The sequence below is a fragment of the Enterobacter sp. MGH85 genome (assembly GCF_001037655.1).
In the GTDB taxonomy this organism is placed as follows: Bacteria; Pseudomonadota; Gammaproteobacteria; order Enterobacterales; family Enterobacteriaceae; genus Enterobacter; species Enterobacter intestinihominis.
On sequence record NZ_KQ089925.1, the window covers coordinates 2,713,146 to 2,735,133 of the forward strand.

A 21,988-nucleotide genomic window follows, 5' to 3' on the forward strand; every position below is an offset into this window, starting at 1 on the left:
ACTTAACGGCTCAGGCGACGCATACGTTCGGAAGGGGTAATGATGTCGGTGATACGTACGCCGTATTTATCGGCCACCACCACTACTTCGCCCTGTGCAATCAGGTAGCCGTTGATCAGAATATCCAGTGGCTCACCCGCTAAACCGTCCAGGGCTACAACGGAACCCTGCGTCAGGCGCAGCAGCTCTTTAATAGTCATGCGGGTGCGGCCCAGCTCAACGGTCAGCTTGACCGGAATGTCCATAATCAGGTCGATGTCCTGTAACGTCCCGCTGACGTCGCCGCCGCCTAACTGCTGGAAGACCGCGTCTGCCGCGCTTTTCGTCGGCGTCGTTTTTTGCTCGTTTAACGCGTCAGCCCACAGTTCGTCCAGTGCTCCGCTGTTTTCATCGGACGGATTGTTCATGTCACTCATTTGGGCTGTTCCTCATTCAGCGAATTCAAAATCGGGTTGATCAAGTGCTCAACGCGTAACGCATACTGGCCGTTAATCGTGCCGTACTGGCTTGTCAGCACGGGTACGCCATCCACATGGGCAATAATGCGGTCGGGTTTATCTATCGGCAAAACGTCGCCGGGTTGTAATTTCAGGATCTGCGATAACCGCATGGAGATGTCGGCAAAGTTAGCCACCAGCTCCAGCTGCGAGTGCTGAACCTGGCGCACCAGGTTCTCACGCCAGTTCTGATCTTCATGGCGTGAGTTCTCCAGCGGCGGGTTCACCAGCAGTTCGCGCAGCGGTTCAATCATGCTGAACGGCAGGCAGATGTTGAACTCGCCCGTCAGGTTGCCGATCTCGACGTGGAACGGGGTGTTCACCACGATGTCATTCGGTGAAGTGGTGATGTTGGTAAACTTCACCTGCATCTCGGAACGCACGTACTCCACTTCCAGAGGGTTAATCGCTTTCCACGCGTCGCTGTAGGATTCCAGCGCCAGCTTCAGCATGCGGTTGATAACGCGCTGTTCGGTATGGGTAAACTCGCGGCCTTCCACTTTGGTCGGGAAACGGCCATCGCCACCGAACAGGTTGTCCACTGCGATGAATACCAGGCTTGGCGAGAACACCACCAGGCCGGTACCGCGCAGCGGTTTCAGATGGATCAGGTTAAGGTTGGTTGGCACCGGCAGGTTGCGGGCAAACTCATGATACGGCTGAATGCGGATCGCACCGACGGTGATATCCGGGCTACGACGCAGCAGGTTAAACAGCCCCATTCGGAACTGACGTGCGAAACGTTCGTTGATGATCTCCAGCGCCTGTAAACGCTCGCGCACCACGCGACGCTGGGTATTGGGATCGTAGGGACGAATATTATCGTCGCCGGTCAGACCCGGCTTCGGATCGTCACTCTTATCGCTGTCGCCATTGAGCAGCGCATCGATTTCTGCCTGAGAAAGAATACTGTCGCCCATGTCGTTACCGCAGAATGAAGGCTGTATACAGAACGTCAGTGACTTCCTGCTTAGGTTGGCCGTTGACCAGCGGGGTCGCCAGCGTCTGTTTGATCGCATCGACCAGCTTTTGCTTGCCCACATCGGTGGCGAGCGCGGAGGCATCCTGACGAGAAAACAGCAACAGCAGACGGCTACGCACTTCTGGCAGGTAGTCGTTCAGACGTGCACGGGTCGCTTCATCTTTCAGACGCAGCGTAATGCCCACGTAAAGCACGCGATCCGCATCGCCGAGGTTCACGGTGAACGTATCCAGCGGGTAGAAGACCGGCGCCGGTGGAGGCGGCGCTTCAGCTTTGGCGGCTGCGCTGGAGGGTTCCTGCTGCATACGCCAGTAACTGTAGCCTGCGGTGGCGCAGGCCGCGAGGGTAATCAACACCAGCAGCGGGATCCAGATGGAACGCTTGCTTTTTTTGGTGATAGCGGAGTCTGTCATCTGATACGAGCTTCCTGTTTCGGTACAGCTTAATACGGTGATTATCCCGTGTCCGGCTTAGGTCAAAGCGTGGAAAAGACGGGGATAATCACGTTACCTCTGGCGTTTAGGCAAAGATGTCTACGGCACGGCTGCCGCGCGCGGCGGATTGCAGGGCGGCAGGGGTTGGCAATAACTCTTCGCTCTCCTCGTTAAACCCGCCATGCTGGCCTGAACGCGAAGCATGCTGTTGTTGCCCGGATGAAGATTGCTGCTGCCCGGCAAAGCCTTCGCTGCTGACGCTGCTTTGGGAAAGCTGAATGCCGTTTTCCGCAAGCTGCGTGCGCAGGATCGGCAGGGCCGCTTCCAGCGCCGCACGAACGTGGCTGTGGGGCGAAACCATCTGCAACTGCGCCTGGTTGTCATCCAGCTTAAGCGAAATTTGCACCTGACCCAGATCTTCCGGGTGCAGGCGTAGCTCTGCGGTCTGTTGGCCCTGTCTGGTGAACAGGGTGATGTGCTGGCTTAGATTCTGCTGCCATTCGTGCGTGCCCAGCGGCTGGCTTAACACCGGCGCGGTCGCAACGGTAGCGGCAGGCTGGGGGGGTGCCAGGTGACTAACGATCGGGGCCAGCGTCGCGGTTGGGCTGGCGGCAGACGACGCCGTGCTCACTACGTCCTGCTTCTCCGCGACGGCGGCAACAGCTGGCGTAACGGCTGCCGTGGCGGGCAGCGACGTGTCGCTGTCCTGAACCGACGTTTTTTCCTGACCCGTTAACGCATGGCTAAGCGGCTGATGCTGGCCGTTGTCCGTCTGGGCTAGCGCAGAGGGTAGGGCGGCACGAGGGGCGACCTCCCCGGTGCTTGCTGGCTGCGTCGCCATTGGGGTGGTAGTCTGCTGGTGCGGTAACATTGCCATCAGCGCGCTTAACCCGGCCAGCTCCTCTTCTTCAGTCGTGGTCTCGCTGTTTGCTTTCGCGTCCATCCGGGTCAGCGCCTTCAGCGCATCCGTATTCGCTGCGGGTTTCAGACCGGAGACAAGGCTTTGCAGGGAGACGGCGGTATCTTCACCGGTCAGCGTCTCCTGGCGGGAGAGCAGCTCGGCGATTTTGGACTGGAGCGTGGTATCACCGTTTTTTTCCTGTGCCGCTGTCGACAGCTTGCTTCCCGCTGCTTTCAGATCGGCCAGCGTCAGCGGAGCATCTTTGCCTTTGCCGGTGGTCTCGGTCAGCGCGCCCGCCAGCAGAGAGAGAAAATCTTGCGCGCCCTCAGCGCCTTTTCCGGTCAGCGTGCCGCCGGACGGGTCGCTGTCGGTCATCAGCAGTTGTTGCAGTGTGATCATTCTGGTTTCCTCATTGATGCGCGCTGGGCAAACTCATCCATTTTTTTCTGATCCAGACGGTTTTCCGCCAGGGTCGAGGCTGCAATCTGCCGGTCCTGTAAGGTTTGCCAGGCCTGCAACCGCTGTTTTTTCTCGCGCCAGAAATTCAGCGCGGTATCGACTTTTTGCGTCCACTGGTTAAGCTGCTGGCGATGCTGCTCAATCGCCTTTTCCAGCGTCTGGATAAACTGCTGATAGTTAATCCAGCGCTGGCTACCAATGCCCTGCGTCATGTCGGTGTTAAGGTTGGTGCGATATTCATGCTGATAGTCGATTAACATCTTCAACTGTTCTTCAGCCTGTTGGCACCCGCGTCGCATTGCGCCAAGTTGCAATGCGGCATCATCAACTTCTTTTTCAGCCAGATCTTTCAGCGTTGATAACGCGCTGTTCTGCGCCATGACCTTCGCCCTCCACCTGTGTTACACCTGCGGGAAAATCAGCTCCAGTGCCTGGAGGGAATCTTCCCAGTCGGCGCGTTCAAAAATACCCTGTTGCAGAAATGCCTCCAGCTGCGGCCACAGGGCAATCGCTTTATCGAGCATCGGATCGCTGCCTTTGGCGTACGCCCCGACGCTTACCAGATCGCGGTTGCGCTGGAAGCTGGAGAGCAGTTGTTTGAAGTTACGCACGCGCGCGTAGTGTTGTTCGGTGATCAAGGCCGTCATCGCACGGCTGATCGAGGCTTCAATATCAATCGCCGGGTAGTGCCCGGCTTCGGCCAGACGGCGCGACAGCACGATATGGCCGTCGAGGATCGCGCGCGCAGAATCGGCAATCGGGTCCTGCTGGTCATCGCCTTCGGTCAGTACCGTATAGAACGCGGTGATGGAGCCTCCGCCGCTGATGCCGTTCCCCGCACGCTCAACCAACGCCGGGAGCTTGGCGAAGACCGACGGCGGGTAACCTTTGGTCGCGGGCGGCTCGCCGATGGCCAGCGCAATCTCACGCTGCGCCATCGCGTAGCGGGTCAGGGAGTCCATAATCAGCAGCACGTGCTGGCCCCGGTCGCGGAAATCTTCCGCGATACGCGTGGCGTAGGCGGCACCCTGCATACGCAGCAGCGGCGACACGTCAGCCGGGGCGGCGATCACCACCGAGCGGGCGCGACCCTCCGCACCAAGAATGTTTTCGATGAAATCTTTGACTTCGCGACCACGCTCACCAATCAGGCCGACGACGATAACGTCCGCCTGGGTATAACGCGCCATCATGCCGAGCAGGACCGATTTACCCACGCCGGAGCCGGCAAACAGCCCCATACGCTGGCCGCGTCCCACGGTGAGCAGGGCGTTAATTGGCCGCACGCCGGTATCCAGTACGTGCTCGATTGGCGTGCGTTGCAGCGGGTTAAAGGGTTGGGTGATCAGCGCGCCGGTTTCGGTGGTATCTGGGGAGGGCAGGCCATCGAGCGGTTTGCCGCTCCCGTCCAGCACGCGGCCCAGCAGCGCCGGACCGAGCGGGAGCTGTTTGCCGCTTTGCAGGCCGTCACCGCTGATGTTTTTCGCGTAGACGCGGGCGCCGGGCAAAATCCCTTCCACTTCCTCAAGGGGCATCAGAAACAGTCGCTGGCCGTTAAACCCGACCACTTCACTTTCCACTTCACGCGTCTCACTTCCGTCCTGACGCTCAATCACGCAGGTGGCGCCGAGCGGAAGTTGCAGACCCGTGGCTTCCAGGACCAGACCGGTGGCACGCGTCAGGCGTCCATAACGACGAACGGATGGCAGCTGCGCCATCTTCGTTTCAAAATTATCGAGCGTGTTAAGCCAGCGCGTAAGGCGTGCGGTCATCAGACGACTCCCGGTGCCGCCAGGCGGCACAGTTCCTGCCAGCGGGTCGCGACGCTGGCATCCAGATCGCCCTCATCCGCCGAGACCTTACAGCCTCCGTGATGGAGCGACGGATCGCCGCGCAGCCGCCAGCCGTGCAGGCTCAGCGTCGCGCCGAGGCTCTCTTCCACGCGCTGCAAATCATCAGGATGCACGCGCAGCTGCGGTTTGCCGCTGAACAGCGGCTCCTGCTGGAGCAGCCCCTGGATTTGCTTAATCAGCGCGGCGTTATCCACGACCGGCGTCTGGCCGATCACCTGACGGGCCGCCTCCAGCGCCATCTGCATCAGGCGCGAGGCAATCACGCTGTCCAGCGCATCCAGCGTGTGCTGAAACTCGCTCACCAGCTGCTGCATGCGGGCATGCAGCGGCGCCTGCTGCTGGCGCGCCTGCTCAATGCCCTGCTCTAAACCTTTCGCCAGCCCTTCCTGATAACCCTGTGCGTGCCCGGTCTGACGGCCTTCGTTCATCCCGGCGTTGAAGCCCTGCTCGTGCGCCTGCATTTGCATCTGGGCCAGCATCTGGGCGCGCTGTTCCTCTTCACTCAGCTCGGGCACGCCCGCCCCGGCGTCGCCCTCATCGGACGACACTATGGCAGGGGTGAACTCTGCGGTGGGAGGGGAGAGGTCGTCAGGCGTCCAGCGCTTCCACGACAGTTCATCAGACATAGGTGTCGTCTCCGCTGCCAATCACCATCTCGCCGGTTTCTGCCAGACGACGAACAATAAGCAGGATCGCTTTCTGTTCGTTCTCCACCTGAGACAAACGCACCGGGCCACGGTTGGCCAGGTCGTCGCGCAGGATATCGGCCGCACGCTGGGACATGTTGCGCAGGAACTTCTCGCGCAGCGGCTGCTCGGCGCCTTTGAGGGCGATAAGCAGGGACTCCGAATCCACTTCCTGAAGCAGGCGCTGGATGCTGCGATCGTCCACTTCGACCAGGTTTTCGAACAGGAACATCTCGTCGATAATTTTCTGCGCCAGTTCGCCGTCGAACTCGCGCACCGCCGTAATAACCGCCTCTTCCTGCTGCGTTTTCATCAGGTTGATGATTTCCGCTGCCGTTCTCACGCCGCCCATTTTGCTGCGCTTGAGGTTCTGTCCGTCGAGCAGGTTGTTCAGCACTTCGGTCAGCTCCGCCAGCGCGGCTGGCTGGACGCCGCCGAAGGTGGCGATACGCAGCATCACGTCGTGGCGCAGGCGCTCGTCGAACAGCGCCAGAATATCGGCCGCCTGGCCCCGTTTGAGGTGAACCAGAATGGTGGCGATAATCTGCGGGTGCTCGTCGCGAATAAGATCGGCGGCGCTTTGCGGCTCCATAAAGTTGAGCGTTTCGATCCCGCTGGCGGTGTCGCGCGTTTCGAGAATATCTTCCAGCAGGCTGGCGGCGCGTTCTTCGCCCAGCGCCTTAACCAGCACGGAGCGCAGGTATTCGTTGGCGTTGACGTTGAGCGCAGCAAACTGCTCGGCTTCCTGCTCAAACTCCGCCAGCACTTCGGTCAGCTGCTTGTTGGAGATCTGGCGCACGTTGGCCATCGCCGCGCTGAGGATCTGCACTTCTCGCTGAGAGAGGTGTTTAAACACCTCCGCCGCGCGATCTTCGCCAATGGTCATCAGTAGGATGACGCTCTTATCGGTGCCTGTAAGCGTATTACTCATGTTCGTTACCCATCCAACCGCGGATGACCAGCGCGACGACGCGCGGATCGTTATCTGACATTTCGCGAATGCGCTGGCTCATCACCTCTGCGCCCATACGCTGGTTAGCACGGCGCTGCTGCATCTGTTCATCTTTGCTGAGACGAACTTCAACCGCTTCTTCCTCGTCCGGACGCGCGTTCTTCTGTTCCAGCGCAGCTTTTTCGGCTTCAGCGCGACGCTGAAGCTGAGGACGGACACCCTTACGCCACAGCAGCCACGCGACAATCAGCACCAGCAGCCAGCGGCCTGCGGACATCAGCTGATCGAAGAACGCCTGCTGTTGCCAGAACGGCAGTTCGCCACCGGTCTCATCCACCGGGTTGAACGGTGAGTTCACAACGTTGAGGGTATCGCCACGTTTTTCAGAGAAGCCCATCGCTTCGCGGGTCAAATCTTCGATCTGCTTCATCTGCTCTGCCGTGAGCGGCAGCGGTTTACCGTCCGGCAGCGTTTTGTAGTTCACCACCACGGCAACAGAGAGACGCTGAATATCTCCCGTGTTCAGTTTGGTATGGCGGATAGTCCGGTCGACTTCGTAGTTGGTCGTTTCGTTACGGCTGCTGTTACGCGGGCCGGCACTGTTCGCGGTCGAGGTCGTCTGCTGATTCGTTTGCTGACCGTTCTGCGGGTTGGCCGGCGGCGTGGAGATTGGCGCGGCGTTGGCAGGCGCAGGCTGGTTAGAGAGCGCACCCGGCACACCGCCAGGATACTGGCCACCGACCTGTTCCGTCTCATTGATCTGACGCGAGCGTAACACGGCGCGAGAAGCATCCCCGTTCGGGGCGTACTGCTCTTCGGTCTGTTCTTTATTCGAGAAATCAATCTGCGCGGTGACCTGCGCATGCACGTTGCTGTTGCCCACCACCGGGCCCAGAATCGCTTCGATGCGACGCTGGAGACGGCCTTCCACGTCGGCGGCGTATTTCAGCTGGGCGTCGTTGAGATCGCGCCCGGCGGTGTTGGACTGCGTCAGCAGGTGACCGCTCTGATCCACCAGCGTAACGTTACCCGGCGGCAGACCGGCTACCGCACTGGAGACCAGGTGCGTGACGGCGCTGATCTGGCCTTCATCCAGCGCACGACCGGGTTCGAGGTTAACCGTCACAGAGGCAGAAGGGGACTTTTGTTCGCGGACAAACAGGGACGGCTTAGGCATCGCCAGGTGCACGCGGGCACTTTTCACCGGGCCTAAGGTTTCAATCGTACGGGCCAGCTCACCTTCCAGCGCGCGCTGGTAGTTAACCTGCTCGCTGAACTGGCTGATGCCGAATTTTTCCTGATCCAGCAGTTCAAACCCAACCGCGCCGCCTTTCGGCAGCCCCTGCTGGGCGAGACGCAGGCGAAGCTCGTGCACTTTATCTGCCGGCACTTCAAGCGCACCGCCGTTATCGGCAAAGCGATACGGGATGTTCATCTGGGTCAACTGGGTGACGATGGCACCGCCATCCTGGTCGGAAAGGTTGCTGTAGAGCGTGCGGTAGTCCGGGCTTTTTGCCCATAAGACCATCGCGACAACGATCGCAATGGCGGCAGCGCCTGCCACAATCAACGGGATCTTAGGGTTGGCGCGAAGGCGGTTCATCCACTCGAGTGATTTATTCTGCGGCGCTGTCGATGCTGCTGTCGCACTCATTGCGCACCTCTTAAATCCTGGTGGTTTACGTTATTCGTGTAGAGAAACAAAACTGACTCCCGGGTCGGCAAACACGACAAAAGTTCCATACTGATGGCCCTGCCATTATTTGATGAATCGGGATTTTCTATGCGTCAAATAACCTGGTTTTTTAACGCTATTTACCGCCATTATCTTATTGACAAGCTGTTAGTCTTGACCTCGTAAAAAACCATCCAGGGGAGAGTCATGGCTATACAGGGCATTGAAGGGGTACTCAGTCAGTTACAGGCGACGGCGATGACCGCCCGTAATCAGAGCGTAACTGACCAGCCGCAGGGCATTAGCTTCGCCGGTCAACTGCATGCGGCGCTGGACCGGATCAGCGATAAGCAAAACGCGGCCCGTACCCAGGCTGAGAGATTTACCCTCGGTGAACCCGGCGTGGCGCTCAACGATGTGATGGCCGATCTGCAAAAAGCGTCGGTGTCATTGCAGATGGGGTTGCAGGTGCGTAACAAGCTGGTGTCGGCGTATCAGGACGTGATGTCGATGCAGGTGTGAAACCTTCCAATCTTACGCTGGCAGCCTGATGGCTTTAATGCCACAATATTTTTTTCTTCGCATGCAGGAAAGATGATGAAAAAAGTAGCAATTGTGGCTGCAATTCTGACGTTAGCGGGATGCGTTCAGGTCGAAAACTATCAGGAAGTGGTTAAGCATCCGGCACCTTCGCATCTGGCAGGTTACTGGCAGTCGAAAGGGCCGCAGAGCGCGATGGTGAGCCCGGAGGCGATTGCCACGCTGGTGGTGACGCCAGAGGGTGATACCCTGGACTGCCGTCAGTGGCAGCGCGTTATCGCGGTGCCGGGTAAGATCATGCTGCGTTCAGATGATTATTATAACGTGACCGAAAAACGAGACGTCTATCCGCTCGATCGTGATGGGGCGGCGCTGGAGTATGACGGCATGGAACTGTACAAGGTTGACCGCCCAACGGTGGAATGCGCAGATTTCCTGAGCAAGAATCCGCTGGAGAGTAAGCTTCCGTAACCGTTTTGGAGTTTGCGCCCTCTACCCGTGGTCTGAGGGATCTCCACAAAATAATGCCTTCACCGTCGGGCCCCTCTCCCTGGAGGGAGAGGGCTGGGGTGAGGGGAACATACGGCTCTGGTGGTCATTCCGTTCACTTTGTGTTCCTTGCTACTCTGTAGCGACATAAGCGGTGAACGTGCCAGAGTGGCTCAGTCGCCACCACCCTGGCGACCCGGGCTCCCGGCGGAAAATCGCCGCTTCGCGGTACCCTCAGCTTTTTCCTTCAGGCTATCGGGTCGGGCATGAGCCTGCATCCATGCAAGCCACGCCCTCTCGGCGCTTCCCTGCGCCTCGCCCCGGCCTTACGGAAACGCTTCGGCGATTTACAGCCGGACCAGGGCATCGCTGAAAGCCCTCAGTTATTATGAAGGCAACGTTATTGCTTCTGCTTTCAAATTACTGGGGATATCTCTCCCTGTGGGAGAGGGTCGGGGTGAGGGCATCAGGCCGCACCTATCCCGTACTACAGCGCGTCCTCAATCACCCAGACGCTGACGCTTCCCCCGTTACAGAAGAACGTCCCTTCGCCATCCGCCGCCGTGGTCACGGTTTCCTCGCGGTTGCCTAAAAAATCCCGCCAGGTCTTATTGCCGTAATTCTCGCCGAGGCAGATCGTCTTCTCACCGTTATCACCATTCGACAGCACCACCACACAGCCCGGGTGCTCCTCTGTCCCGCTGCGGCTAAACGCAATGCAGTTTGGATGATCGAAAAAGAGGGTTTGCACGCCGTGGGCAAAACGCTGCCGGGCGAGGATCAGCTCGTGGAGCTGTTCAATCACCGGCATATCAATGTGATACGTCTCACCATCCCCGCCAGTGTCGTCATAGCTGGCGCCAAAAAGATCCGGGTAGAACACGCTCGGCACGCCGTTTTCACGCAGCAGGATGAGCGCGTAGGCCAGCGGTTTGAACCAGGCTTCAACCGGGGCTTCCAGCGCCTGCAAGGGCTGGGTGTCATGGTTGGCCACCAGCGTTACGGCATGGAACGGATCGGCTTCCACCAGCGTACCGGTGAAAATCTGGCTCATATCGTAGTCGCGTCCTTGGCGTGACGCTTCGTGAAATTTCATTTGCAGCGGCGCGTCAAACAACATGGTTTTGCCGTCCACCTGATTGATGTATTGCTGCAATTTATCCACTTCGTGAGACCAGTATTCCGCCACAATAAATAGCGGCTGCGGGGCCACCTCCTGGACATGTTCAATCCACTCTTTATAGAACCAGGCCGGAATGTGTTTTACCGCGTCCAGGCGGAAGCCGTCGCAGTGGGTTTGCTCCATCACCCAGCGCGCCCAGTATTTGATCTCCTCCGTCACCGCGTGGTTGCGAAAATCAATATTTTCACCCATCAGGTAATCGAAATTGCCCATCTCGTCGTCGACCTGATCGTTCCAGCCTTCGCCGGTGTAGTCGTTAACGATTTTGAAGATACCGTCCTCACTGGGATTTTCAATGTGGTCGATACCGCTAAAGCATTTGTAATCCCAGATGAACTGCGAATACTGCCCGGCCCGAACGGGGAAGGTGTAGCGCGTCCAGGCTTCACATTCGATGATCTCATCGCTGATTTGGGTGCGATCCTGAGCATCCACGCGTTGCACGCGGACGGGTTCCTTTTCATCGGCCCCCATTTTATGGTTGACCACCACGTCCAGAAGCACCGCAATCTGGTTGCTTTTTAAGGCGTTGATGGCCTCCAGCAGTTGGGCTTTATCGCCGTATTTGGTGGCGACGCTGCCTTTCTGGTCAAACTCACCGAGGTCGAAAAGGTCATAAGAGTCATACCCGACGGAATAGCCGCCGGATGCGCCTTTGTAGGCCGGGGGTAACCAGACCATATTGATGCCGATTTCGTTCAGGTTGGGGGCTAATGCCGTGACTTCTTGCCACAATTCACCGCCGGTGGGGTAGTACCAGTGAAAACATTGTAAAAGTGTTGGGTTGCGCATGCACCATCTCCATGAGGTCGCGAAACTCAAGTATGGAGCAGGTTTGGCAGAAATGCCTGGCGAACGAAACGGTTAACGCTTGCCCGCCAGTTAAATGGCTAATTAATATCGCTATTACTTTGCGGAACCAGGACATGACCGCCCTGATTACCGTAGGTGGAGAGAACGGTTTTCTGGATGGAGGATTGCCCAACCAGCTTCGCCAGCTCATCCATTCTGGCTTGCAGCAATGTTTTTACCTGGCCTTCGTTGTCCAGGATCACCCGCAGCGTCGGGCGAAGCTGCTCCTGAATCTGCATCGAAGGTTCACTTTCCTGAGTGAGACGAGCCAGTGAGTGCACCGCATTAACATAGTCGGTTTCACAGATGATCAGATCATCCCATAGTCCCTGCCGCGCCAGTCGCAACATCAACTGGCTCTGCTCAAGGAGTTGCTGATAAAGGGCATAAAGTTGCGGTGCGTTACTCATTAGACGGCGTCCTGGACAAGAGTTGGTATACCTGCTGCCTCCTTCCAGCCATCCGCAATATTGCGCAGTAAATTCTCCACCTCTTCGATGGCACTGGCATCATTGCGAAGGTTGGCCTGAAGCAGGCGACGAACCATATAGGCATAGAGAGCGATCAGGTTTTGTGTTAACTCGTCTTTACTCTCTTCATCCAATCCGACCTTCAGGCCATTTTCGATGATATTAATCGCTTTGGAGAGTGCCAACCCTTTTGCAGGGATATTACCGTCTTCCAGGAACAGACGCGCGCGTACCAGCGCGCTGAGGGCACCATCAAATAGCATGATAACCAACTGCTGCTGGCTGGCGCTCATCACCGCGCTTTCAACTTCTATCTTTGCGTAGGCCTGCGTGCCTTTTGCGCCGTACATGTTATCCCCCTCGGGTCTGATTATCTGTTACTACTTGTTGGAAGACGTATTTTCGAACTGTTGTGTAAGGTAGCTGCTCGTAGAGTTCAACGAGTTCATCATGACGTCCAATTGCGTAAACTGTTCTTTATAACGCGCTACCATGGTGTCGATACGCTCGCTGGCCGCGTTATATTGCTTGGTTAAATTGTTCAGGGTTTTACTGACGCCATCTTTTGCAGCCTGAATGATGCCGGTACTGGAGAGCCAACCTGTGAGGTTTGTTCCAACGGTGGTGGTGATACCGGATGTTTTCCCGTCACCGATCAGCAGGTCTTTGATACCAGCCGCGCTGTTTTTCATTGCCGCGCTAAGCTTGTCATCATCCACTTCCAGTTTACCGGTGCTTGGGTCGGTAGTGATGCCAGCTTGAGCCAGGGTCTTGATATTGGAACTGGTGTGAGGATTATTCAGCACGCTTCTCAACTGAGTCTGAATAGTGCGTAGCGTACTGTCGCCTAATAACGCGCCGTTGCTGGTATTCTGAGCGTCTGAACCCGCATCCACAGCAGTATATTTTGTGAGGCTGCTGAAAGTATCTTGCAGGGAGTTATACGCCGTCACCCAGTCGTTTATCGCTTTGGTCGCTTTAGTGTTATCGGTAGTGATCGTTAAGGTCTGATTACCGGTTGTCACGTCGTTCAGGTTGAGAGTGATATCTTCCAGCGCATCACTGATTGTATTGCTGCTGTTTTCAATATCAACGTTATTAACTTTCAATAGCGCATTTTGGGCCGTAACGCTTTCCATCATGCCGTTAGCGGTATCTGCGCTATTACCGTTGTAGCCCATGAAGGACTGAAGTGCCGCATCGCCGCTGACACTAATAGTCATGGCATTGTCTTTACCGGTATCTTTCGACGTAATGGACAGACGATACTCACCATTACCGACGTTAATAATACTGGCACTTACGCCAGCATCCGCTTTGTTGATCGCATCTCGGATACCAGTTAGAGAACTGTTTTCTGCACTGATATTAATGGTGACAGGTTTCTTGTCACCACCTTGCTGAATGGTGATGGTGCTGTCCGCTGTCGCAATCGCCGTTTTATTATCACTTTGCGTTTTAGCTGTTGTCAGGGTTTGCGCCTGCGCAAGCTGCGATACGTTAATGGTGTATTTACCCGCAATCGCGCTGCCGCTGGTTGTAGCACTGAAGGATGTGCTGCTGCTGGCGGTGGTAGTCGCTGTAAAGAGATCGGCTTTGCTAAGTGCAGTATTTGCCGTCTGGAAGGATTCCAATGCACTTTTCAGCGTGCCGTAAGCACTAAGTTTTGCTGTATAGGAAGTTTGCTGCTTAGAGATCGGCGTCAGTTGTGCTTTTTGTGCAGCGGTCAGACTGTCCAGAATGTCGCCTAACTGCAAACCTGATCCGACTCCCAACGTAGAAATACTTGCCATATTTATTCCTTAATGTAACGACATGTAGAACGAATAGTGGGGTTATCGGCCTCAACTCAGGAAAGTTTACGGTTAGGTTCAAATTTTTAATGGCGAGAATAACGCTATTGGAGAAGAGTATTTCCGTGGCTAAAAAAATTAACGCGATCCTGAAAAAAAATCTAAAGGTTGGTTTGGACCAGACGATAACACCATTGACGGCGATGAAGCCGAAGGGTGGAAACCCAAATCTAACCCACAGATTTGATGAACAACAGGAAACGTAATCATGGCACAAGTCATTAATACCAACAGCCTCTCGCTGATCACTCAGAACAACATCAACAAGAACCAGTCTTCAATGTCTACCGCCATTGAGCGTCTGTCATCTGGTCTGCGTATCAACAGCGCAAAAGATGATGCTGCTGGCCAGGCGATTGCTAACCGCTTCACCTCCAACATCAAAGGTCTGACTCAGGCTGCACGTAACGCTAACGACGGCATCTCTGTTGCACAGACTACTGAAGGCGCACTGTCTGAAATCAACAACAACTTACAGCGTATTCGTGAGCTGACCGTTCAGTCTTCTACCGGTACTAACTCCCAGTCTGACCTGGACTCAATTCAGGATGAAATCAAATCCCGTCTGGACGAAATTGACCGCGTATCTGGTCAGACCCAGTTCAACGGCGTGAACGTGCTGGCAAAAGACGGCTCCATGAAAATTCAGGTTGGCGCGAACGATGGCCAGACCATCACCATCGACCTGAAACAAATAGACTCTAATACTCTGAAACTGTCCGGTTTTAACGTTAACGGTAAAGGTGGCGTAGCCAACGCAGTTGCAACTGCAGCCGATATGACCGCTGCTGGCTTTACCCTGGCTGGTAATACGTACACAGGTTCTGCAGGATTTAAAGCTGCATCTTCTGCAGATGTATTAGGTAGCCTGGCAAATGGTGACACTGTCCTCAGTGCTGGCACTGTTGCTGATGGTCTCTCAGGAGCAGCAAATACCTACACCTACGATAAAGCAAACGACAAGTTTACTTTCGGTGTAACAGGCGCGACCTCTGCACAGGTTCTGAGCTACCTGAACCCATCTGCGGGCGACACTACCTCAGCTACCGTTACTATCGGTACAACTAAACAAGACGTCATCATTGCTAAAGACGGTACTTTAACCGCTAAAGATGATGGTGCTGCTCTGTATCTGGATACTACCGGCAACCTGACCAAAAACAGCGCGGGTACCCCACCAGTTGCAACACTGGCTGGTCTGCAGGCTAACGGCGGTGGTACTGCGATTGCTTCTTCTATTACCACTGCATCTGGCGAAACCCTGACTCTGGCAGGCGGTACGGCTGGTACTATCGATGTTACTAATGCCTCTATCAGCGCTGACAAACTGCAGAGCGGTGCTGCTGCAGCAGGTTATACAACATCTACCGGCTATGCCGTTGACAACGCCGGTGCGGTTAAAAACGGTGCTGCGGATGTGTATGTTGATAACAACGCTGCATTAACCACCACAAATACAGCTACTTATTTTGTTCAGACTGATGGCTCTATCACCAATGGTTCTGGCAAGGTTGCGCACAAAGATGCGAATGGTAAGATCACCACTGACGCTCAGACTGCTACTACTGCCACTACTGACCCACTGAAAGCCTTGGACGACGCTATCAGCTCCATCGATAAATTCCGTTCTTCTCTGGGTGCGGTACAGAACCGTCTGAGCTCTGCGGTAACCAACCTGAACAACACCACCACCAACCTGTCTGAAGCGCAGTCCCGTATTCAGGACGCCGACTATGCGACCGAAGTGTCAAATATGTCTAAAGCGCAGATAATCCAGCAGGCTGGTAACTCCGTGTTGGCCAAGGCTAACCAGGTTCCTCAGCAGGTTCTGTCTCTGCTGCAAGGCTAATCGCCTGATTACGCTTAAACCCCGCTTCGGCGGGGTTTTTTCTGTCCGCATTTACGCGTAACCCCCCAAATAACCCCTCATTTCACCCACTATTCACCCGATTAAAACCCCTCCAGAATCGGATAATCATGCCGATAACTCAACTAACGCAGGGCTGTTTATCGTGAATTCACTCTATACCGCTGAAGGTGTAATGGATAAACACTCGCTGTGGCAGCGTTATGTTCCGCTGGTGCGTCACGAAGCATTGCGCCTCCAGGTGCGTTTGCCGGCGAGCGTGGAACTGGACGATCTGCTACAGGCGGGCGGTATCGGGTTATTGAATGCAGTTGACCGGTACGACGCTCTGCAAGGAACGGCATTTACGACTTACGCAGTGCAGCGTATTCGTGGTGCGATGCTGGACGAGCTGCGCAGCCGCGACTGGGTGCCGCGCAGCGTTCGCCGCAACGCGCGCGAAGTGGCGCATGCGATGGGGCAGCTGGAACAGGAACTGGGGCGCAACGCGACGGAAACCGAAGTGGCGGAGCGTCTGGGCATTCCTGTTGAAGAGTATCGCCAGATGTTGCTCGATACTAATAACAGCCAACTCTTCTCTTATGATGAGTGGCGCGAAGAGCATGGCGATAGCATCGAGCTGGTGACGGATGAACATCAGCAAGAAAACCCGTTACACCACTTACTGGAAGGGAATTTACGCCAGCGCGTGATGGAAGCGATTGAAGCTTTACCGGAACGTGAGCAACTGGTGTTAACCCTCTATTACCAGGAAGAGCTCAATCTCAAAGAGATTGGCGCCGTGCTGGAGGTGGGCGAGTCACGGGTGAGCCAGCTGCACAGCCAGGCCATTAAACGCCTGCGCACAAAACTGGGTAAGTTATAGGTGAGTCATTCGCCTTGGAAATGCCGCACAACGTATTGACAACCAGGAGTTATCATGACGGTGCAGCAATCTAAAAGACGGCCTTTAAGCCGCTACCTGAAAGACTTTAAACACAGCCAGACGCATTGCGCCCACTGTAAAAAATTACTCGACCGCATCACGCTGGTTCGTCGCGGTGAAATCGTGAATAAGATTGCGATTTCCCGCCTCGACACGCTGATGGATGAAGCCGCCTGGCTTGAAGAGCAAAAAGAGTGGGTAGCGCTTTGCCGTTTCTGTGGCGATCTCCACTGCAAAGAGCAAAGCGACTTCTTCGATATTATCGGCTTCAAGCAGTTCCTGTTTGAACAAACGGAGATGAGTCACGGCACCGTGCGTGAATACGTGGTTCGCCTGCGCCGCCTGGGTCAGCATTTGACCATGCAAAATATCTCCCGCGATCTGCTGACGACCGGATACCTGGATGAAAATCTGGAGCCCTGGCTGCCCGCCACCAGTACCAACAATTACCGCATCGCGCTGCGAAAGTACGCGCAATATAAAGTCCAGATGCCGGGCGTCATAAAGCAGAAAGTCCACGCCGGAACAACTTCTGATATATATTAAAAAAGAATAAGATGTAGCGCAGCCGCCTTTGACGTTGCAGGCGATTTCTCTACACTACTCAAAAATTCCACTGTATCGGAGTACTTATGAAATTAGCAGTTCTGGGTCGTCAGGCGCTGATGGGGATGATGGCCGTTGCGCTGGTCGCGGGGATGAGCGTGAAAACGTTCGCGGCAGATAATCTGCTCAACAAAGTCAAAGAGCGCGGCACGCTGCTGGTTGGGCTGGAAGGAACCTATCCTCCGTTCAGCTTCCAGGGCGACGACGGTAAGCTGACCGGTTTTGAAGTGGAGTTTGCGCAAGAGCTGGCCAAGCATCTCGGCGTCAAAGCCTCCCTGAAACCGACCAAATGGGATGGTATGCTGGCGTCACTGGATTCCAAACGTATCGACGTGGTGATTAACCAGGTGACCATTTCTGACGAGCGTAAGAAGAAGTATGACTTCTCTACGCCGTACACCGTGTCCGGTATCCAGGCGCTGGTGAAGAAAGGTAACGAAGGCAGCATCAAATCCGCCGCGGATCTGAAAGGTAAGAAAGTCGGCGTCGGTCTGGGCACCAACTACGAAGAGTGGCTGCGCCAGAACGTGCAGGGCGTGGACATCCGCACCTATGATGATGACCCGACGAAATACCAGGATCTGCGCGTAGGCCGTATCGACGCCATTCTGGTTGACCGCCTGGCAGCGCTGGATCTGGTGAAGAAAACCAACAATACCCTGGCCGTCGCGGGCGATGCATTCTCCCGTCAGGAGTCCGGCGTGGCGGTGCGTAAAGGTAACGAAGATCTGCTGAAAGCCATTGATGCTGCCATTGCTGAAATGCAGAAAGACGGCAGCCTGAAGGCGCTTTCTGAGAAGTGGTTCGGCGCAGACGTGACGAAATAAGTCTCTGACCGACAAAAAAAGGCGCTTTTAAAAGCGCCTTTTTTATTTCTCGTGCGTCTGCGTGCATAATGAAATAACAATTGTTTGCGTGACCGGAGGAACCATGTCACTACAGAATTTAACGCGCTTTCCCCGTCTGGAATTTATCGGCGCACCCACGCCGCTGGAGTATCTGCCGCGATTTTCTGACTATCTGGGGCGCGATATTTTCATTAAGCGTGACGATGTGACGCCCATGGCGATGGGCGGGAATAAGCTGCGCAAGCTGGAATTTCTCGCCGCCGATGCCCTGCGCGAGGGCGCGGATACGCTGGTCACCGCCGGGGCCATTCAGTCTAACCACGTTCGCCAGACGGCGGCAGTGGCGGCGAAGCTGGGCCTTCACTGCGTAGCCCTGCTGGAGAACCCGATTGGCACGCAGGCAGAGAATTACCTGACTAACGGTAACCGCCTGATGCTGGATCTGTTCAACGTCCAAGTTGAAATGGTTGACGCGTTGACCGACCCGGCTGCACAGCTTGATGAACTGGCGACGCGCCTGGAAGCGCAGGGCTTTCGTCCGTACGTCATCCCGGTTGGCGGCTCGAATGCGCTTGGTGCCCTCGGCTATGTTGAGAGCGCGCTGGAAATCGCCCAGCAGTGCGAAGGCGCGGTGAGTTTGTCCTCGGTGGTAGTGGCGTCCGGCAGCGCGGGTACCCATGCCGGTTTAGCGGTCGGGCTTGAGCAACTGATGCCGGACGTAGAGTTGATTGGCGTGACGGTCTCCAGAAGCGTTGCGGATCAAAAGCCGAAAGTCGTCACCCTGCAACAGGCGGTGGCAGAACAGCTTGCGCTTCAGGCGAAGGCGGAAATATTGCTGTGGGATGACTACTTCGCGCCGGGTTATGGCACCCCCAATGATGAAGGGATGGAGGCCGTTAAGCTGCTGGCCCGCCTCGAAGGTATTCTGCTTGACCCTGTCTATACCGGTAAGGCGATGGCGGGCCTTATCGACGGTATCGCCCGCAAGCGCTTTAAGGATGAAGGACCCATTTTGTTTGTTCATACTGGCGGGGCGCCTGCGCTGTTTGCCTATCATCCCCATGTCTAAAAATCAGGTAGAAAAATAATAATGCAAGAAAGTATTCAACTGGTTATTGATTCGCTGCCGTTCTTGCTTAAGGGCGCGGTGTTTACTTTACAGCTCAGTATCGGCGGGATGTTCTTCGGGCTGGTGCTCGGGTTTGTGCTGGCACTGATGCGCATGTCGAACGTCTGGCCGGTGCGGTGGCTGGCGCGGTTTTACATCTCCGTGTTTCGCGGAACGCCGCTTATCGCCCAGCTGTTTATGATTTACTACGGGCTGCCCCAGTTCGGTATCGAGCTGGATCCGATCCCGGCGGCGATGATTGGCCTGTCGCTGAATACGGCGGCGTACACCTCTGAAACGCTGCGTGCGGCGATCTCGTCCATCGATAAAGGACAGTGGGAAGCGGCGGCCAGTATCGGGATGACCCCGTGGCAGACGCTGCGCCGGGCGATCCTGCCCCAGGCGGCGCGCGTGGCGCTACCTCCGCTGAGCAACAGCTTTATCAGCCTGGTGAAAGACACCTCGCTTGCGGCGACCATTCAGGTGCCGGAGCTGTTCCGTCAGGCGCAGCTGATCACCTCGCGCACGCTGGAAGTGTTTACCATGTATCTGGCGGCCTCGCTGATTTACTGGGTGATGGCGACGGTGCTGTCCGCCCTGCAAAACTATTTTGAAAACCAGCTTAACCGCCAGGAGCGAGATCCAAAATGAGTGCAATTGACGTCAAAAACCTGGTGAAAAAATTCCACGGGCAAACGGTGCTGCACGGCATCGACCTTGAGGTTGAGCAGGGCGAAGTGGTGGCAATTATCGGCCCGAGTGGGTCAGGGAAAACCACGCTGTTGCGCAGCATTAATTTGCTTGAGCAGCCTGAAGGCGGGACGATCCGCGTGGGCGATATCACCATTGATACCGGGAAACCCATCAGCCAGCAAAAAGGGCTGATTCGCCGCCTGCGTCAGCATGTTGGCTTCGTATTCCAGAGCTTTAATCTCTTTCCGCACCGTACGGTGCTGGAAAATATTATTGAAGGCCCGGTCATCGTAAAGGGTGAACCAAAGGAAGACGCGACGGCCCGCGCCCGCGAGCTGCTGGCAAAGGTTGGCCTGGCCGGGAAGGAGACGAGCTATCCGCGTCGGTTATCTGGCGGGCAGCAGCAGCGTGTCGCCATTGCGCGCGCGCTGGCGATGCGCCCGGATGTGATCCTGTTCGACGAACCCACATCCGCACTCGATCCTGAGCTGGTCGGGGAAGTGCTTAACACTATCCGACAGCTGGCGCAGGAAAAACGCACGATGGTGATTGTGACGCATGAAATGAGCTTCGCTCGCGACGTTGCCGATCGGGCAATTTTCATGGATCAGGGGCGAATAGTAGAGCAGGGGCCAGCTAAGGCGCTGTTTGCCAATCCTCAGCAGCCTCGAACCCGCCAGTTCCTTGAAAAATTCTTAATGCAGTAGCATTTTCACGCTCAATTTGCTCCAGATGTCACTTCTGGAGCAAATTATCCTCCCATAAATTCAGTTTTGTTGATTTTTTATTCCACCCGATGTGGATAAGCCATCGCCAAATTAAAGATAATCCGTCTGTGGTCGATATTTTATATAAATGATCCTGCTTTATGTGTTAGGTTATATTCACCATAATAATGATTATCTTTATCAGAGGCTTCATTCGGCAAGTATGAGGGATATAGACTTTTTCACCTGGCGACGGGAATGCGTCCTCCGGTTTCAGGAAATGACCTGTGCTGACGAGGTATATCAGGAACTTCAGCGACAAACGCAGGCGCTTGAATTCGATTATTATGCGCTTTGTGTTCGACACCCTGTGCCATTTACCCGCCCGCGAACATCCGTCCATTCCAGTTATCCGCAACAATGGATGGCGCAATATCAATCCGAGAATTATTTCGCCATTGACCCGGTACTGAAGCCGGAGAATTTCATTCAGGGTCATTTGCCCTGGACGGATGAATTATTCACGGATGCCCAGCAATTATGGGACGGCGCGCGGGACCACGGTTTACGTAAGGGAATAACCCAGTGTCTGATGCTGCCAAATCATGCGCTCGGCTTCCTCTCCGTGTCATGTACTAGCTTACAGGCACACTCGATATCCAGTGAAGAAATTGAGCTGCGTTTACAAATGCTGGTTCAGATGGCGCTCACTACACTGTTGCGCTTTGAACATGAGACGGTGATGCCGCCGGAAATGAAATTCAGCAAGCGTGAACGGGAAATTCTGAAGTGGACCGCAGAAGGGAAGACGTCGGCAGAAATCGCCATCATTCTTTCCATCTCGGAAAATACCGTCAACTTCCATCAGAAGAATATGCAGAAGAAATTCAACGCGCCGAATAAGATCCAGATAGCGTGTTATGCCGCGGCGACTGGGCTTATTTGACTGATATCACGTTCTGCGTGTCAGACGAGGAAAAGGCTGAATGCACTGCATCCAGCCTTTTTTGTTACTGGCGGTAGGCTTGTTTAATTTGCTTAACTGTATTGGCAAAAACAGCGGATTCCGCCTGATCTTCCATCTGCGCGATCTGTTTTTCCATTTTAATGATCACACGTCCAGCATCAGCCTGGCCCATCGCCTGTAGCATAAGCGTCAGCAGCGACTTCAGGCAGTTTACTTCCTGTGCCAGTTCCTGGTTATTCTCGGCAGTGGCAAATTCAGGTGTGCTCATTTATTTTCCTCATTATAAAACAGCGCATGAGCGCGACGATGAAAGTTAAGGCGGCGGAGTATACCACAAGCTGCGGCAAAAAATGCAGTGGTTGTTTTTTATACTTTTACGCGTATTGATTATTGGCCCGTGCGGATTATGAAGGTAATCTGCCCAATATGTTAGCGACAATT

25 protein-coding genes are annotated in these 21,988 nt (G+C 55.4%); 10 read left to right on the forward strand and 15 right to left on the reverse strand.

Translation table 11 applies throughout. The annotated features are described in order from the left end of the window. Positions 1–2: 2 nt before the first annotated feature. The 9 genes from fliN to fliF all read right to left on the reverse strand — a co-directional run bounded on the left by fliN (position 3) and on the right by fliF (position 8,418). Entirely contained in the window at positions 3–416 is a 414-nt protein-coding gene (fliN, locus tag SK51_RS12765) for a flagellar motor switch protein FliN (protein ID WP_023306521.1), read from the reverse strand. Next, positions 413–1,417, reverse strand: a complete 1,005-nt coding sequence (gene fliM / locus SK51_RS12770; RefSeq protein ID WP_006811158.1) for a flagellar motor switch protein FliM — start codon at positions 1,415–1,417, stop codon at positions 413–415. The genes fliN and fliM overlap by 4 nt, the downstream gene beginning before the upstream one ends. A gap of 4 nt (positions 1,418–1,421) precedes the next feature. Beyond that, entirely contained in the window at positions 1,422–1,892 is a 471-nt protein-coding gene (gene fliL / locus SK51_RS12775; RefSeq protein ID WP_003859598.1) for a flagellar basal body-associated protein FliL, read from the reverse strand. Between the two features lie 106 nt (positions 1,893–1,998). Next, positions 1,999–3,213, reverse strand: a complete 1,215-nt coding sequence (fliK, locus tag SK51_RS12780) for a flagellar hook length control protein FliK (RefSeq protein ID WP_023306520.1) — start codon at positions 3,211–3,213, stop codon at positions 1,999–2,001. Then, entirely contained in the window at positions 3,210–3,653 is a 444-nt protein-coding gene (gene fliJ / locus SK51_RS12785) for a flagellar export protein FliJ (RefSeq protein WP_006811155.1), read from the reverse strand. The genes fliK and fliJ overlap by 4 nt, the downstream gene beginning before the upstream one ends. A 21-nt stretch (positions 3,654–3,674) precedes the next feature. Further along, positions 3,675–5,045, reverse strand: a complete 1,371-nt coding sequence (gene fliI / locus SK51_RS12790; RefSeq protein WP_032624018.1) for a flagellar protein export ATPase FliI — start codon at positions 5,043–5,045, stop codon at positions 3,675–3,677. Continuing rightward, on the reverse strand, positions 5,045–5,752 hold the full coding sequence (gene fliH / locus SK51_RS12795) for a flagellar assembly protein FliH (RefSeq protein WP_022648550.1): 708 nt from the start codon (positions 5,750–5,752) through the stop codon (positions 5,045–5,047). Before fliH ends, fliI begins: the two co-directional genes overlap by 1 nt. Further along, positions 5,745–6,743 carry a flagellar motor switch protein FliG gene (gene fliG / locus SK51_RS12800; RefSeq protein ID WP_003859608.1) on the reverse strand — a complete coding sequence of 333 codons (999 nt, stop codon included), beginning with the start codon at positions 6,741–6,743 and terminating at the stop codon, positions 5,745–5,747. Before fliG ends, fliH begins: the two co-directional genes overlap by 8 nt. Beyond that, complete coding sequence (fliF, locus tag SK51_RS12805) at positions 6,736–8,418, reverse strand: flagellar basal-body MS-ring/collar protein FliF (protein WP_022648549.1); 1,683 nt, start codon at positions 8,416–8,418, stop codon at positions 6,736–6,738. The genes fliG and fliF overlap by 8 nt, the downstream gene beginning before the upstream one ends. Before the next feature lie 228 nt (positions 8,419–8,646). Here fliF and fliE point away from each other — a divergent pair, with 228 nt between their 5' ends. Beyond that, a complete protein-coding gene (fliE, locus tag SK51_RS12810) occupies positions 8,647–8,961 on the forward strand; it encodes a flagellar hook-basal body complex protein FliE (RefSeq protein WP_022648548.1) in 315 nt (104 codons plus the stop codon). 75 nt (positions 8,962–9,036) lie between these two features. Continuing rightward, positions 9,037–9,450: a lipoprotein YedD gene (yedD, locus tag SK51_RS12815; protein ID WP_023306518.1), complete on the forward strand. Its 414-nt coding sequence runs from the start codon at positions 9,037–9,039 to the stop codon at positions 9,448–9,450. 505 nt (positions 9,451–9,955) lie between these two features. On the opposite strand, the gene amyA is transcribed toward yedD, so the two are convergent. The 4 genes from amyA to fliD form a co-directional block, all read right to left on the reverse strand. Continuing rightward, positions 9,956–11,443, reverse strand: a complete 1,488-nt coding sequence (gene amyA, locus SK51_RS12820; RefSeq protein ID WP_023306517.1) for an alpha-amylase — start codon at positions 11,441–11,443, stop codon at positions 9,956–9,958. Between the two features lie 98 nt (positions 11,444–11,541). Then, the gene (fliT, locus tag SK51_RS12825; protein ID WP_006811148.1) at positions 11,542–11,913 is read right to left on the reverse strand and encodes a flagella biosynthesis regulatory protein FliT; all 372 of its coding nucleotides are present in this window, start codon (positions 11,911–11,913) and stop codon (positions 11,542–11,544) included. Then, on the reverse strand, positions 11,913–12,323 hold the full coding sequence (gene fliS / locus SK51_RS12830; RefSeq protein ID WP_023306516.1) for a flagellar export chaperone FliS: 411 nt from the start codon (positions 12,321–12,323) through the stop codon (positions 11,913–11,915). Before fliS ends, fliT begins: the two co-directional genes overlap by 1 nt. Positions 12,324–12,353: 30 nt before the next feature. Then, the gene (gene fliD, locus SK51_RS12835; RefSeq protein ID WP_023306515.1) at positions 12,354–13,766 is read right to left on the reverse strand and encodes a flagellar filament capping protein FliD; all 1,413 of its coding nucleotides are present in this window, start codon (positions 13,764–13,766) and stop codon (positions 12,354–12,356) included. A gap of 268 nt (positions 13,767–14,034) precedes the next feature. Between fliD and SK51_RS12840 the strand changes: the two genes are divergently transcribed. The 8 genes from SK51_RS12840 (at position 14,035) to sdiA (ending at position 21,526) form a co-directional block, all read left to right on the forward strand. Beyond that, positions 14,035–15,675, forward strand: coding sequence for a FliC/FljB family flagellin (locus SK51_RS12840; RefSeq protein WP_022648544.1), 1,641 nt, complete (start codon positions 14,035–14,037; stop codon positions 15,673–15,675). A 163-nt stretch (positions 15,676–15,838) separates the two neighbouring features. Continuing rightward, a complete protein-coding gene (locus SK51_RS12845) occupies positions 15,839–16,558 on the forward strand; it encodes an RNA polymerase sigma factor FliA (protein ID WP_003859623.1) in 720 nt (239 codons plus the stop codon). A 54-nt stretch (positions 16,559–16,612) separates the two neighbouring features. Beyond that, a complete protein-coding gene (fliZ, locus tag SK51_RS12850; protein WP_023300482.1) occupies positions 16,613–17,164 on the forward strand; it encodes a flagella biosynthesis regulatory protein FliZ in 552 nt (183 codons plus the stop codon). Positions 17,165–17,250: 86 nt separating this feature from the next. Beyond that, positions 17,251–18,051, forward strand: a complete 801-nt coding sequence (gene tcyJ / locus SK51_RS12855) for a cystine ABC transporter substrate-binding protein (RefSeq protein WP_023300481.1) — start codon at positions 17,251–17,253, stop codon at positions 18,049–18,051. A 103-nt stretch (positions 18,052–18,154) separates the two neighbouring features. After that, positions 18,155–19,141 (forward strand): D-cysteine desulfhydrase, encoded by a 987-nt coding sequence (gene dcyD, locus SK51_RS12860; protein WP_023306514.1) that lies wholly within the window; start codon positions 18,155–18,157, stop codon positions 19,139–19,141. Between the two features lie 21 nt (positions 19,142–19,162). Then, positions 19,163–19,831 carry a cystine ABC transporter permease gene (gene tcyL / locus SK51_RS12865; RefSeq protein WP_022648540.1) on the forward strand — a complete coding sequence of 223 codons (669 nt, stop codon included), beginning with the start codon at positions 19,163–19,165 and terminating at the stop codon, positions 19,829–19,831. Further along, a complete protein-coding gene (gene tcyN, locus SK51_RS12870; protein WP_023306513.1) occupies positions 19,828–20,580 on the forward strand; it encodes an L-cystine ABC transporter ATP-binding protein TcyN in 753 nt (250 codons plus the stop codon). The genes tcyL and tcyN overlap by 4 nt, the downstream gene beginning before the upstream one ends. 223 nt (positions 20,581–20,803) lie before the next feature. Then, the gene (gene sdiA / locus SK51_RS12875) at positions 20,804–21,526 is read left to right on the forward strand and encodes a quorum-sensing transcriptional regulator SdiA (RefSeq protein ID WP_032622448.1); all 723 of its coding nucleotides are present in this window, start codon (positions 20,804–20,806) and stop codon (positions 21,524–21,526) included. Positions 21,527–21,590: 64 nt separating this feature from the next. Here the strand turns inward: sdiA and SK51_RS12880 are convergent, their stop codons facing one another. Beyond that, on the reverse strand, positions 21,591–21,815 hold the full coding sequence (locus tag SK51_RS12880; protein ID WP_003859644.1) for a DUF2594 family protein: 225 nt from the start codon (positions 21,813–21,815) through the stop codon (positions 21,591–21,593). Further along, entirely contained in the window at positions 21,802–21,882 is an 81-nt protein-coding gene (locus SK51_RS25775) for a hypothetical protein (RefSeq protein WP_418235935.1), read from the reverse strand. Before SK51_RS25775 ends, SK51_RS12880 begins: the two co-directional genes overlap by 14 nt. Positions 21,883–21,988: the final 106 nt, after the last annotated feature.

Coding starts and splice junctions, on each gene's coding strand:
- fliN (WP_023306521.1), bottom strand. CDS start 416: ATGAGTGACATGAACAATCCGTCCGATGAAAACAGCGGAGCACTGGAC.
- fliM (WP_006811158.1), bottom strand. CDS start 1,417: ATGGGCGACAGTATTCTTTCTCAGGCAGAAATCGATGCGCTGCTCAAT.
- fliL (WP_003859598.1), bottom strand. CDS start 1,892: ATGACAGACTCCGCTATCACCAAAAAAAGCAAGCGTTCCATCTGGATC.
- fliK (WP_023306520.1), bottom strand. CDS start 3,213: ATGATCACACTGCAACAACTGCTGATGACCGACAGCGACCCGTCCGGC.
- fliJ (WP_006811155.1), bottom strand. CDS start 3,653: ATGGCGCAGAACAGCGCGTTATCAACGCTGAAAGATCTGGCTGAAAAA.
- fliI (WP_032624018.1), bottom strand. CDS start 5,045: ATGACCGCACGCCTTACGCGCTGGCTTAACACGCTCGATAATTTTGAA.
- fliH (WP_022648550.1), bottom strand. CDS start 5,752: ATGTCTGATGAACTGTCGTGGAAGCGCTGGACGCCTGACGACCTCTCC.
- fliG (WP_003859608.1), bottom strand. CDS start 6,743: ATGAGTAATACGCTTACAGGCACCGATAAGAGCGTCATCCTACTGATG.
- fliF (WP_022648549.1), bottom strand. CDS start 8,418: ATGAGTGCGACAGCAGCATCGACAGCGCCGCAGAATAAATCACTCGAG.
- fliE (WP_022648548.1), top strand. CDS start 8,647: ATGGCTATACAGGGCATTGAAGGGGTACTCAGTCAGTTACAGGCGACG.
- yedD (WP_023306518.1), top strand. CDS start 9,037: ATGAAAAAAGTAGCAATTGTGGCTGCAATTCTGACGTTAGCGGGATGC.
- amyA (WP_023306517.1), bottom strand. CDS start 11,443: ATGCGCAACCCAACACTTTTACAATGTTTTCACTGGTACTACCCCACC.
- fliT (WP_006811148.1), bottom strand. CDS start 11,913: ATGAGTAACGCACCGCAACTTTATGCCCTTTATCAGCAACTCCTTGAG.
- fliS (WP_023306516.1), bottom strand. CDS start 12,323: ATGTACGGCGCAAAAGGCACGCAGGCCTACGCAAAGATAGAAGTTGAA.
- fliD (WP_023306515.1), bottom strand. CDS start 13,766: ATGGCAAGTATTTCTACGTTGGGAGTCGGATCAGGTTTGCAGTTAGGC.
- SK51_RS12840 (WP_022648544.1), top strand. CDS start 14,035: ATGGCACAAGTCATTAATACCAACAGCCTCTCGCTGATCACTCAGAAC.
- fliZ (WP_023300482.1), top strand. CDS start 16,613: ATGACGGTGCAGCAATCTAAAAGACGGCCTTTAAGCCGCTACCTGAAA.
- tcyJ (WP_023300481.1), top strand. CDS start 17,251: ATGAAATTAGCAGTTCTGGGTCGTCAGGCGCTGATGGGGATGATGGCC.
- dcyD (WP_023306514.1), top strand. CDS start 18,155: ATGTCACTACAGAATTTAACGCGCTTTCCCCGTCTGGAATTTATCGGC.
- tcyL (WP_022648540.1), top strand. CDS start 19,163: ATGCAAGAAAGTATTCAACTGGTTATTGATTCGCTGCCGTTCTTGCTT.
- tcyN (WP_023306513.1), top strand. CDS start 19,828: ATGAGTGCAATTGACGTCAAAAACCTGGTGAAAAAATTCCACGGGCAA.
- sdiA (WP_032622448.1), top strand. CDS start 20,804: ATGAGGGATATAGACTTTTTCACCTGGCGACGGGAATGCGTCCTCCGG.
- SK51_RS12880 (WP_003859644.1), bottom strand. CDS start 21,815: ATGAGCACACCTGAATTTGCCACTGCCGAGAATAACCAGGAACTGGCA.